The sequence below is a fragment of the Mycolicibacterium sp. 624 genome (assembly GCF_040548615.1).
Classification (GTDB): Bacteria; Actinomycetota; Actinomycetes; order Mycobacteriales; family Mycobacteriaceae; genus Mycobacterium.
This window is the reverse complement of record NZ_JBEPRZ010000001.1, coordinates 1,032,847-1,045,798: the sequence shown is the minus strand read 5'-3', so window position 1 is coordinate 1,045,798 and position 12,952 is coordinate 1,032,847. Positions and strand designations below refer to the sequence as shown.

7 protein-coding genes are annotated in these 12,952 nt (G+C 67.3%); all 7 read left to right on the top strand.

The genetic code is table 11. The features are described from left to right. The first annotated feature begins 1 nt into the window (after position 1). Positions 2-994 carry an esterase family protein gene (locus tag ABIA65_RS04735; RefSeq protein WP_354522799.1) on the top strand — a complete coding sequence of 331 codons (993 nt, stop codon included), beginning with the start codon at positions 2-4 and terminating at the stop codon, positions 992-994. 176 nt (positions 995-1,170) lie between these two features. Beyond that, positions 1,171-2,061 carry an esterase family protein gene (locus tag ABIA65_RS04730; protein ID WP_241402533.1) on the top strand — a complete coding sequence of 297 codons (891 nt, stop codon included), beginning with the start codon at positions 1,171-1,173 and terminating at the stop codon, positions 2,059-2,061. A gap of 49 nt (positions 2,062-2,110) precedes the next feature. Next, complete coding sequence (locus ABIA65_RS04725) at positions 2,111-2,584, top strand: DUF732 domain-containing protein (RefSeq protein ID WP_241402534.1); 474 nt, start codon at positions 2,111-2,113, stop codon at positions 2,582-2,584. Between the two features lie 19 nt (positions 2,585-2,603). After that, positions 2,604-3,614 (top strand): carboxylesterase Culp6, encoded by a 1,011-nt coding sequence (gene culp6, locus ABIA65_RS04720; RefSeq protein ID WP_241402535.1) that lies wholly within the window; start codon positions 2,604-2,606, stop codon positions 3,612-3,614. 304 nt (positions 3,615-3,918) lie between these two features. Continuing rightward, positions 3,919-5,808 (top strand): long-chain-fatty-acid--AMP ligase FadD32, encoded by a 1,890-nt coding sequence (gene fadD32, locus ABIA65_RS04715; RefSeq protein ID WP_241402536.1) that lies wholly within the window; start codon positions 3,919-3,921, stop codon positions 5,806-5,808. A gap of 176 nt (positions 5,809-5,984) precedes the next feature. Then, the gene (gene pks13 / locus ABIA65_RS04710; RefSeq protein ID WP_354523086.1) at positions 5,985-11,342 is read left to right on the top strand and encodes a polyketide synthase Pks13; all 5,358 of its coding nucleotides are present in this window, start codon (positions 5,985-5,987) and stop codon (positions 11,340-11,342) included. Continuing rightward, positions 11,339-12,913 (top strand): acyl-CoA carboxylase subunit beta, encoded by a 1,575-nt coding sequence (locus ABIA65_RS04705; RefSeq protein ID WP_241402537.1) that lies wholly within the window; start codon positions 11,339-11,341, stop codon positions 12,911-12,913. The genes pks13 and ABIA65_RS04705 overlap by 4 nt, the downstream gene beginning before the upstream one ends. Positions 12,914-12,952 lie beyond the last annotated feature (39 nt).

The window sequence follows — 12,952 nt, the reverse complement described above, 5'->3', positions numbered from 1 at the left end:
CATGAGTTTTGTTTCGAAGTTGGTGCGCCGCTTGGCGGTTGCGGGCGCGGCAGCTGCGCTGCTGCCCGGACTCGTTGGCGCGCTCGGCAGCTCGGCGACTGCGGGAGCGTTCTCGCGACCGGGTCTGCCCGTCGAGTACCTGATGGTGCCATCTGCGGGTATGGGCAAGGACATCAAGATCCAGTTCCAGAGTGGCGGACCGGATTCGCCTGCCGTTTACCTCCTCGACGGTCTGCGTGCACAGGACGACTTCAACGGCTGGGACATCAACACCCCGGCGTTCGAGTGGTACTACAACTCGGGCCTGTCGGTCGTCATGCCCGTCGGCGGTCAGTCCAGCTTCTACAGCGACTGGTACCAGCCGGCATGCAATAAGGCCGGTGTCTGCCAGACCTACAAGTGGGAGACGTTCCTGACTCAGGAGCTGCCCGCCTACCTCGCCGCCAATCACCAGGTGCGTCGAAACGGCAGCGCGGCGGTCGGTCTGTCGATGGCCGGTTCGGCGGCGCTGACGCTGGCGATCCACCATCCGGCGCAATTCCCGTACGCGGCATCGCTGTCGGGCTTCCTGAACCTCTCCGAGGGCTGGTGGCCGATGTTGGTCGGCATCTCCATGGGTGATGCGGGTGGCTACAAGGCCGACGCCATGTGGGGACCGTCGAGCGATCCGGCGTGGAAGCGCAACGACCCGATGGTCAACATCTCGACGCTCGTCGCGAACAACACCCGCATCTGGATCTACTGCGGTGACGGCACCCCGACCGACCTCGACGCCGGCACCAGCACGGGCAACCTGTTCAACGGGAAGTTCCTCGAGGGCTTCACGTTGCGGACCAACAAGACGTTCCAGGAGAACTACATCGCGGCCGGGGGGACGAACGGAGTGTTCAACTTCCCGCAGAACGGGACACATGCCTGGAACTACTGGGGTTCGCAGTTGCAGCAAATGAAGCCTGACATCCAGCGGGTGCTGGGCGCGACGCCGCAGGCCTGATCAGGTCCACATAGTCATAGCGCGACGAATCGACGGCGGTTATCCCCCTGGGGGATGCCGCCGTCGGTCATTTCCGGCGCCGCCAGACTGCGTGATGTGATTCACTACACGCGGGCTGACCGGGGGTCCGGCAAAGCGGCGACACCGGTACCAGACGAGCGAAGAAGAGGATTGGCATGAGGCTGTTTTCGGTGCTGTTCCGCGCGATGTGCGCGTTGACGCTGGCCCTGGGGCTTTGGACCGTGACCCCGCAGACCGCGAGCGCCGCCGCCGTCGAGAACTTGATGGTGCCGTCCGCGGCGATGGGCCGCGACATCCCGGTGTCGTTCATGGCGGGCGGGCCGCACGCGGTCTACCTGCTCGATGCGTTCAACGCCGCACCCGACGTCAGCAACTGGGTGACGGCGGGCAACGCGATGAACACGCTCGCGGGCAAGGGCATCTCGGTGGTCGCCCCCGCCGGTGGCGCCTGGAGCATGTACACCAACTGGGAGGCCGACGGCAGCAAGCAGTGGGAGACGTTCCTGTCCGCCGAGCTGCCGGACTGGCTGGCCGCCAACAAGGGGCTGGCGCCCGGTGGGCACGGCATCGTGGGCGCCTCGCAGGGCGGGACCGCCGCGATGACGATGGCCGCATTCCACCCCGACCGGTTCCGCTACGCGGGCTCGATGTCGGGTTTCATGACCCCGTCGGCCACACAGCTGAATGGCGCGATCACCGCTGGCCTGGCCCAGTTCGGCGGCGTTAATACCCAAGCCATGTGGGGTGCGGCACAGTTGGGCCGCTGGAAGTGGCACGACCCGGACGTCCACATCCAGCTGTTGAAGGACAACAACACCCGGATCTGGGTCTTCAGCCCCGCGACGCTGACGTGTAGCGACCCGGCCGCGATGATCGGCTACTGCGATCAGGCCCAGGGCAGCAATCGCACGTTCTACCAGCACTATCGCTCGGTCGGCGGCAGTAACGGGCACTTCGACTTCCCGACAGGCGGGCAGCACGACTGGGGTACCTGGGCGCCGCAGCTCGCGGCGCTGTCGGGCGAGCTGACCGCCACGATCAAGTAGGACGCGCAGGTCAAGGGGACGCCGGATCGCAGCCGGTACCTTGGTCATCGTGCCGTCCCGCCGTTCGCTGACCCCATTGACGTTGTCGATGATGGTCGCGGTCGCCGCCGTCTCGGTGAGCGCGTGCGAAGTGAGTGACAACGTCATCACGAGTATCGGAATGGCCACGTCCGCGACCGTGGAATCACCATCGGACGTGCCAGGCATGGACCCGCCCCCCAGGGGGCTCGCGGGCGGACCGCTTGGGGCGATGGATGTCACCCCCAAGCAGCGCAGTTACCTCGACGCGCTGGCTTCAGCTGGCGTCGCCCCTTCCAGCGAGCTGCTGGCGCTGAGCATCGGCGCCTATGTCTGTCAGGCCCACGCGGCGAGCCAGAGCGATCAGGCGGTGTGGGACTTCGTCCTGCCGATGGTGCGTGATGACGTGCGCGACTCCCATCCGAGTTCGGAGGCACTGCCCGCCGGGCAGGTCAACTCCGTGACCGCCGACTACATTCGCATCGCCACCGAACGACTCTGCTAGCAGGAGAACAGCTCACTTCATGGCCACCAAACGCGCCAACAGGCGCCACCGCATCCTCGCCTTGGCCGCCGCAGTTGCGGTCGCCGTGCTGGTCACGGTGGTTGTCGCCGCTGTGGTGGTGTGGCTGCGCCAGCCCGCCACCCCGCCATCGGCCACCCCGCCGAGCGCCATTCCTCCGACGAGTAGTGGGCCGGCGCCGTCCAAGCCGCGCCCGGAGTTCCAGGACGCGAGCTGTCCTGACGTCCAACTGATCTCGGTTCCCGGCACGTGGGAGTCATCACCGCAGATGGACCCGCTCAACCCGGTGCAGTTCCCCATCGCGCTGCTTCTGAACGTGACCAACCCGCTGCGCGACGCTTTCGGCACCGACCGCCTGGCGCAGTACACGGTTCCCTACACCGCGCAGTTCCACAATCCGTTCGCCGCCGACAAGCAGATGTCCTACAACGACAGTCGGGCCGAGGGCACGGCCGCGACGGTCAAGGCGATGAAGGACATCAACGAGCGCTGCCCGCTGACCAGTTTCGTGTTGGTGGGCTTCTCTCAGGGCGCCATCATCGCCGGTGACATCGCCAGCGACATCGGCAACGGGCGCGGGCCCGTCGACCAGGATCTGGTGCTCGGCGTGACGCTGATCGCCGACGGCCGTCGGCAGGACAGCGTCGGCAAGGACGTCGGGCCCAACCCGCCGGGTCAGGGCGCGGAGATCACGCTCGCCGAGGTGCCGATGCTCAAACAGCTCGGTCTGGAGATGACCGGCCCGCGGCCTGGCGGCTTCGGGTGGCTCAACGACCGCACCAATGAGATCTGCGCGGCGGGTGATCTGATCTGTGCCGCACCCCAGGGTGCGTTCTCCATCACCAACCTGCCGAAGACGCTGGAGGTGCTGTCCGGTGGCGCCGGTCAACCGGTGCACGCCCTCTACAACACGCCGGACTTCTGGGTGCTCGACGGCCAGACCTCCACGCAGTGGACGCAGAACTGGGCGAGGGGGCTGATTGAGAATGCTCCGCACCCGAAGCACGGATGAGTCACGATCCAGCCAAGATCGGCGAATATCGGCCAATCGATTTGGCCCCTATCCGCGCGTCACCTAACATTAAGAGAAACGTAAGAGTGCCCGGGGCGAGCGAAGCGACGGGAGAGTTGGACGTGGGTCGCCCGTGCGGTGTCCGAATCCGAGGTCCGGTAACCGGCGCGCACCGACCGGTAGGATGCACGAGGTTTGGCATCGGCGGGTGCGATACCCGCCCGAGACGTTGAGAGCCACCCGGATGCGCCACCGCCACCCACGGGGCTTTGCGGTGAATGCAGTCTGACAGGAGAGTAGTGACATGGGATTCCACAACCCGTTCCTCAAGGACGGTCAGATCAAGATTCCCGACAATGGCAGCCTGGTCAAGCACGTCGAGAAGTGGGCGAAGGTGCGCGGCAACAAGGTCGCCTACCGGTTCCTGGACTTCTCCACCGAACGCGAGGGTCTCGAACGCGAGCTGAACTGGTCTGACTTCGGTGCCCGCAACCGGGCCATCGGTGCCCGGCTGCAGCAGGTCACCGAGCCCGGCGACCGCGTCGCGATCCTCTGCCCGCAGAACCTCGACTACATGGTCGCGTTCTTCGGGACCCTGTACTCGGGCCGCATCGCCGTGCCGCTGTTCGACCCCAACGAGCCCGGTCACGTCGGACGGCTGCACGCCGTGCTCGACGACTGCCAGCCGTCGGCGATCCTGACCACCACAGCCGCCGCGGAGGGTGTGCGCAAGTTCTTCCGCAGCAGGCCGGCCAAGGACCGCCCCCGCGTCATCGCGGTCGACGCCGTGCCCGACGAGGTCGGCGTCACCTGGGAGCCGGTGGCCGTTCATCTCGACACCATCGCCTACCTGCAGTACACGTCGGGCTCGACCCGCATCCCCACGGGTGTGCAGATCACCCACCTGAACCTGGCGACCAACGTCATTCAGGTGATCGACGCGCTCGACGGTGATGAAGGCGACCGCGGGGTCACCTGGCTGCCGTTCTTCCACGACATGGGCCTCATCACCGCGCTGGTCGCCCCGATGATCGGGCACTACGTCACCTTCATGACCCCCGCGGCGTTCGTCCGGCGGCCGGGCCGCTGGATCCGCGAGATGGCGCGCAAGCCCGATGACACCGGTGGCGTCATCTCGGTGGCCCCCAACTTCGCCTTCGACCACGCCGCGGCACGCGGAGTCCCCAAGGACGGTGAGGAACCGCTGGACCTGTCCAACGTCAAGGCGGTCCTCAACGGCAGCGAGCCGATCTCGGCGGCGACGGTGCGTAGGTTCAACGAGGCCTTCGCGCCGTATGGTTTCGCGCCCAAGGCGATCAAGCCGTCCTACGGTTTGGCCGAGGCGACGCTGTTCGTCTCGACGACCCCCGCTGGCGATCCGCCGAAGATCGTCTACGTGGACCGTGACGCGCTCAACCAGCACCGGTTCGTCGAGGTGCCCGAGGACGCGCCCAGCGCGGTCGCCCAGGCATCGGCGGGCAAGGTCGGTATCGCCGAGTGGGCCGTCATCGTCGACGCCGAGTCGGCCACGGAGCTGGCCGACGGCCAGATCGGTGAGATCTGGATCAGCGGACAGAACATGGGCACCGGCTACTGGGGCAAGCCCGAGGAGACGGTCGCAACCTTCCAGAACATCCTGAAGTCGCGAAGCACCCCGTCACACGCTGAGGGTGCGACCGATGACGCGACGTGGGTGGCGACGGGCGACTACGGCGCCTTCTACGACGGTGAGCTCTACATCACCGGTCGTGTGAAGGATCTCGTCATCATCGACGGCCGCAACCACTACCCGCAGGATCTGGAGTACTCCGCGCAGGAGGCCACCAAGGCCCTGCGCGTCGGCTACGTGGCCGCGTTCTCGGTGCCGGCCAACCAGCTGCCCGACGTGGTGTTCGACAATGCGCATGCAGGTCTCAAGCGCGATCCGCAGGACACCTCCGAGCAGTTGGTCATCGTCGGGGAGCGGGCCGCCGGCGCGCACAAGCTCGACCAGGCCCCCGTCATCGACGACATCCGTGCGGCGATCGCTGTGCGCCACGGCGTCACCGTGCGCGACGTGCTGTTGACCTCGGCGGGAGCGATTCCTCGTACCTCAAGCGGCAAGATCGGCAGACGCGCCTGCCGCGCGGCATACCTTGACGGCAGTCTGCGCAACGGGAAGATCGCCAACGACTTCCCGGATGCCACCGACTGACCGGACGTTCGTCGACTCAGGCCGCCCGGCGGCGAAAGTGAACAGTGAAAATGACTGACTCGCAAGATAATTCGCAATCAGCCGAGGCGGCAGCCTCAGATCCGGCCACCGAGGCGGCAGCCGAGAACCCGGTGGCCGAGAACGCGGCGGCCGGGAGCGCGGTGGCCCGCACCGACATGACGATCCCCGAGCTGCGCGAATGGCTGCGCAACTGGATCGGCAACGCCACCGGCCAGTCCCCGGACGGTATCGACGAGTCGGCTCCGATGGTCGAACTCGGCCTGTCCTCGCGTGACGCGGTCGCCATGGCCAGCGATATCGAGGACCTCACCGGGGTCATGCTGACGGCCACCGTGGTGTTCCGGAACCCGACCATCGAGTCGCTGGCGACGGTGATCATCGAGGGCGAGCCCGAGGTTGACCAGGCCGCACTCGACGGCGAGGACTGGTCCCGCGCGGCTGACGTCGACGATATCGCCATCGTCGGGATCGGCACCCGCCTTCCGGGTGACCTCAACACCCCAGAAACACTGTGGCAGGGCCTGATCGAGGGCCGCGACGCCATCACCGATCTGCCCGAGGGTCGCTGGGAGGAGTTCCTCGGCGAGCCCCGGATCGCGGAGCGGGTCGCCAAGGCCCGCACCCGCGGCGGCTACCTGACCGATATCAAGGGCTTCGACTCCGAGTTCTTCGCACTGTCGAAGATGGAAGCCGACAATATCGATCCGCAGCAGCGGATGGCTCTCGAGCTGACCTGGGAAGCGTTGGAGCACGCCAGGATTCCGGCATCGAGCCTGCGTGGTGAGAGCGTCGGCGTCTACGTCGGTGCATCGAATAACGACTACAGCTTCCTGTCGGTGTCCGATCCCTCGACGGCGCATCCGTATGCCATCACCGGCACCACGAGTTCGATCATCGCGAACCGGGTGTCCTACTTCTACGACTTCCGCGGCCCATCAATGGCCATCGACACCGCGTGCTCGTCGTCGCTGGTCGCCGTGCACGAGGGTGTCAAGGCACTGCGCGCAGGTGATGTCGACGTCGTGGTCGCCGGCGGTGTCAACGCGTTGATCACCCCGCTGGTCACCATCGGCTTCGACGAGGTCGGCGGCGTGCTCGCACCCGACGGTCGGATCAAGTCCTTCTCCGCTGACGCCGACGGCTACGCCCGTTCCGAGGGTGGCGGCATGCTGGTGCTCAAGCGCGTCGCCGACGCGCGTCGCGACGGTGACGAGATCCTCGCCGTGATCGCGGGCAGCGCGGTCAATCACGACGGCCGTTCGAACGGCATGCTCGCGCCGAATCCCGACGCGCAGGAGCAGGTACTTCGCAAGGCCTACAAGGACGCCGGCATCGACCCGCGCACCGTCGACTACGTCGAGGCGCACGGCACCGGCACCATCCTCGGTGACCCGATCGAGGCCGACGCGCTCGGCCGAGTCGTCGGCCGGGGCCGTGCCGCGGACAAGCCCGCCCTGCTCGGTGCGGTGAAGTCCAATCTGGGGCACCTCGAGTCGGCCGCCGGTGCGGCGAGCCTCGCGAAGGTGGTGCTGTCACTCAAGAACGACAAGCTGCCGCCGTCGATCAACTACGCGGGCCCGAACCCCTACATCGACTTCGACCGGGAACACCTCAAGGTCAACGACACCGTCTCGGATTGGCCGCGCTACAGCGGGCACGCCATCGCGGGCGTCTCGGGCTTCGGCTTCGGCGGTGCCAACGCACACCTGGTGCTTCGTGAGGTGCTGCCGGCCGACCTCATCGAGCCCGAGCCGGAAACCGAAGCGGTGGAAGGCAAGAAGGATGCCGGTGACGCCGGAGCGGTTTTCGTCGGCGGCGTCCGCATGGACGAGTACGGCGAGTTCATCGACAACGATGACGACGATGACGCCGATGAGTACGGCACGTCCGCCCAGGGTTCCGAGGAGCCCGAGCTTCCCGGCCTGACCGATGAGGCACTGCGCCTGCTCGAGGTGGCCCGCGAGGAGCTTGCGGCCGAGGAGTCCGCGGCAGCCGCCGAGGGCCCGGCGAAACCGCTGGTGCCCCTTGCGGTGTCGGGTTTCCTGACCTCACGCAAGCGCGCCGCCGCGGCTGAGCTGGCCGACTGGATCGAGAGCCCGGAGGGTCGGGAGTCGTCGCTGGAGTCGATCGGGCGCGCACTGTCGCGGCGCAACCACGGCCGGTCGCGCGCCGTGGTGCTCGCGCATGACCACGACGAGGCGATCAAGGGTCTGCGGGCGCTCGCCGAGGGTAAGCAGAGCCCCCTGGTGCTGGCCGCCGACGGTCCGGTGACCAACGGTCCGGTGTGGGTGCTCGCCGGTTTTGGTGCGCAGCACCGCAAGATGGGCAAGAGCCTCTACCTGCGCGACGAGATCTTCGCCGAGTGGATCAACAAGGTCGATGCCTACGTGCAGGACGAGCGCGACTACTCCGTCGTGGAGCTGATCCTCGACGACTCCCAGGACTACGGCATCGAGACCACGCAGACCGTGATCTTCGCGATCCAGGTCGCACTCGGTGAGGTGCTCAAGGCGCACGGCGCGAAACCCGGTGCGCTGGTGGGTCAGTCGCTGGGTGAGGCGGCCGCGGCCTACTTCGCGGGCGGTCTGTCGCTCGAGGACGCCACGCGCACCATCTGCTCGCGCGCCCACCTCATGGGTGAGGGTGAGGCGATGCTGTTCGGTGAGTACATCCGCCTGATGGCGCTCGTCGAGTACTCCGCCGAGGAGATCAAGACGGTCTTCTCGGACTACCCCGATCTCGAGGTGTGCGTGTACGCGGCGCCGACCCAGACGGTCATCGGTGGCCCGCCCGAGCAGGTCGACGCGATCATCGCGCGCGCCGAGTCGGAGGGCAAGTTCGCCCGCAAGTTCCAGACCAAGGGCGCCAGCCACACCCAGCAGATGGATCCGCTGCTCGGCGAACTGGCCGCCGAGATCCAGGGCATCGAACCACGTCCGCTGCAGGTCGCGTACTACTCGACGGTGCATGAGGGCGGCCTGATTCGGGCCGGCGCCGAGCCGATCCACGACGTCGACTACTGGAAGAAGGGCCTGCGGCACAGCGTGTACTTCACGCACGGCATCCGCAACGCCGTCGACAACGGGCACACCACGTTCCTGGAGTTGGCCCCGAATCCGGTGGCGCTCATGCAGGTTGGCCTGACCACGGCCAGCGCTGGGCTTCATGACGCGCAGCTGATTGCCACCTTGGCGCGCAAGCAGGACGAGGTCGACTCGATGACCACGGCCATGGCGAGCCTGTTCGTGCACGGCCACGACCTCGATTTCCGCACCCTGTTCCCGCGCCGCTCCCGTGGCCTGGCCGGCGCGCTGGACTTCGCGGGTATCCCCCCGACCCGGTTCAAGCGCAAGCCGCACTGGCTGGACGTGCGGTTCGCCGGCGACGGCAGCGCGATCATGCCGGGTGCCCACGTGGCGATGCCCGACGGTCGGCACGTGTGGGAGTTCGCCCCGCGCGACGCCACCGACCTCGCCTCGCTCGTCAGAGCCGCTGCGGTGCAGGTGATCCCGGATGCGAAGCTGACGGCGTTCGAGCAGCGCGCGGTGCCGTCCGACGACGCGCGTCTCGTGACGTCGCTGACCCGGCACCCCGGCGGTGCGACGGTGCAGGTGCACGCCCGCATCGGCGATTCGTTCACCCTCGTCTACGACGCGATCGTCTCGCGTGGCGGCGCGGCCACCACATTGCCGACCGCAGTCGGCGCGGGCATCGCGGTCGCCACCGACGCCGTGGCCGCCCAGGGCGTGCCCGACGTGACGCCGGATGACGCGCCTTCAGATGACGCAGCGATCCTGAGTGACAACCTGACCAAGGGGGCGAACCTCGGTTCGGGCTTCGCCAAGTGGTCTCCTGACTCCGGCGAGACCATCGCGCAGCGGCTTGGCACCATCGTCGGCAGCGCCATGGGCTACGAGCCCGAGGATCTGCCGTGGGAGGTGCCGCTGATCGAGCTGGGTCTGGACTCGCTGATGGCGGTGCGGATCAAGAACCGCGTCGAGTACGACTTCGACCTTCCGCCGATTCAGCTGACCGCGGTGCGCGACGCCAACCTGTACGCCGTCGAGAAGCTGATCCAGTACGCGATCGAGCATCGCGATGAGGTCGGCGAGCTCGCCGAGCAGCAGAAGGGTCAGACGGCCGAGGAGATCGCCGCGGCCCAGGCCGAGCTGCTGGGTGGCGCCACCACCGTGGCCGAACTCGAGGCGAAGCTGGCCGAGGCCGGACACTCCCTCGGGGAGAAGAAGGACACGCAGGAGAAGGACGCGCAGGAGAAGGATGCGGCCGCGCCGGCCGACATCCCGGCCCCGCCGACCAATCCGGCGGGCCCCGCGGTCCCGCCACCGCCCCCGCCGACGAACCCGGCGGGTCCCAGTGCCGCCGGTGCGGCAGCTGCGGTGCTCACCCAGGAGGCCGTCACTGAGGCGCTCGGCGCCGACGTTCCTCCGCGTGACGCGGCCGAGCGCGTCACGTTCGCCACCTGGGCGATCGTGACCGGCAAGTCACCCGGCGGCATCTTCAACGAGTTGCCGTCGCTGGACGCCGCTGTTGCGGAGAAGATGGCAGACCGGCTGTCCGAGCGCGCAGAGGGCGTTATCACTGTCGAGAACGTGACATCGGCCAAGACCATCGAGGAACTGGCCACCCACGTCCGAAACCAGCTCGAGGACGGCGTGGTGGACGGCTTCGTCCGCACCCTGCGCGCCGCATCGGAGGGCTCGAATGGCGTGCCGCTGTTCGTGTTCCACCCGGCAGGTGGATCCACGGTGGTCTACGAGCCGCTGATCAAGCGGTTGCCCGCCGACATCCCGGTGTTCGGCATCGAGCGGGTTGAGGGCTCCATCGAGGAGCGGGCCGCCGAGTACGTGCCCAAACTGCTGGAGATGCACAAGGGCCCGTTCGTGCTGGCGGGCTGGTCGCTGGGCGGTGCGCTGGCCTACGCGTGCGCCATCGGACTCAAGCAGGCCGGTGCCGATGTCCGCTTCGTCGGCCTGATCGACTGCGTGCGCCCGGGCGTGCCGATCGACAAGTCCCAGGCCGGGATGCGTGCGCGCTGGGATCGTTACGCGCGTTTCGCCGAGCGCACCTTCAACGTCGAGGTCCCTGAGATTCCCTACGAGGAACTGGAGAAGCTCGACGACGAGGGCCAGGTGAAGTACGTCCTGGACATCGTCGCGCAGAGCGGCGTGCAGATCCCCGGCGGGATCATCGAGCACCAGCGCACCTCGTACCTGGATAACCGGGCGCTGGACACCATCGAGATCCAGCCCTACGACGGACATGTCACGCTCTACATGGCCGATCGCTACCACGATGACGCCATCGTCTTCGAGCCCTCTTACGCCACCCGTCAGCCCGACGGCGGGTGGGGGGAGTTCGCGTCGAATCTGGAGGTCGTGCCCATCGGGGGCGAACACATCCAGGCGATCGATGAGCCGTACATTGCGAAGGTCGGCGCGCACATGAGCGAGGCGATCAACCAGGTTGAGGCTGAGGAGAAGAAGCCCAAGTGACAGCGGACGCCCCCACCCCCGCCAAGCCGCACACCACGGCCGAGAAGCTAGCCGACCTGCGGGCGAGGCTGGAACTCGCCAAGGATCCCGGCGACGAGAAGGCCAGGGCGAAGCGCGACAAGAGAGGTATCCCGTCGGCGCGGGCGCGCATCCACTCGCTGCTGGATCCGGGCACCTTCCTCGAGATCGGCGCGCTGGCCAAGACGCCGGGTGATCCCAACGCGTTCTACGGTGACGGCGTCGTCACCGGCCACGGCATGATCGACGGCCGCCCGGTGGGTGTGTTCAGCCACGACCAGACCGTCTTCCAGGGCTCGGTCGGGGAGATGTTCGGCCGCAAGGTCGCCAAGCTGATGGAGTGGGTCGCCATGGTCGGCTGCCCGATCATCGGCATCAACGACTCCGCGGGCGCGCGCATCCAGGACACCGCGACATCGCTGGCCTGGTACGCCGAGTTGGGCCGACGCCACGAACTGCTCCGCGGACTGGTTCCCGAGATCTCGCTCATCTTCGGCAAGTGCGCCGGTGGTGCGGTGTACTCGCCGATCCAGACCGACCTGGTGGTCGCCGTCCGGGATCAGGGCTACATGTTCGTCACGGGTCCTGACGTCATCAAGGACGTCACCGGTGAGGAGGTGTCGCTCGATGAACTCGGCGGTGCCGATGCGCAGGCCAGGTACGGCAACATCCATCAGGTGGTGGAGTCGGAGGCCGCGGCGTTCCAGTACGTGCGCGACTACCTGAGTTTCCTGCCCGCCAACACCTTTGACGGCCCGCCCATCGTCAACCCAGGTCTCGAACCGGAGATCACTCCGCACGACCTGGAACTCGACGCGATCGTGCCCGACGCCGACAACACGGCATACGACATGCACGAGATCCTGCTGCGCATCTTCGACGACGGTGACGTCTTCGAGGTCGCCGAGCAGGCGGGCCCGGCGATCATCACCGCCTTCGCCCGGGTGGGGGGCCGACCGGTGGGTGTTATCGCCAACCAGCCCATGTACATGTCGGGTGCCATCGACAACGAGGCTTCTGACAAGGCCGCCCGCTTCATCCGGTTCTGCGACTCGTTCAACACGCCGCTGGTGTTCGTGGTCGACACCCCCGGGTTCATGCCGGGCGTGGAGCAGGAGAAGGGCGGCATCATCAAGCGTGGTGGCCGCTTCCTCAACGCCGTCGTCGAGGCCGATGTACCGAAGGTCACCATCACCGTGCGCAAGTCCTACGGCGGTGCCTACGCGGTGATGGGCTCCAAGCAGCTGACCGCCGATCTGAACTTCGCATGGCCCACCGCGCGCATCGCGGTGATCGGTGCCGAGGGCGCCGCCCAGTTGCTGGTCAAGCGGTTCCCGGATCCGACGGCACCCGAGGTGCAGAAGATCCGCGCCGACTTCATCGAGGGTTACAACGCCAACTTGGCGACGCCGTGGATCGCCGCCGAACGCGGCTACATCGACGGGGTCATCGAACCGCACCAGACCCGCCTGCTGCTGCGCAGTGCGATACGACTGCTGGCCGACAAGCAGATCTCGCGCGTGCAGCGTAAGCATGGCTTGACCCCGATCTAGGGCCCGGTTCGGGTGAACGTGCCACGCGGGGGGCCTGAC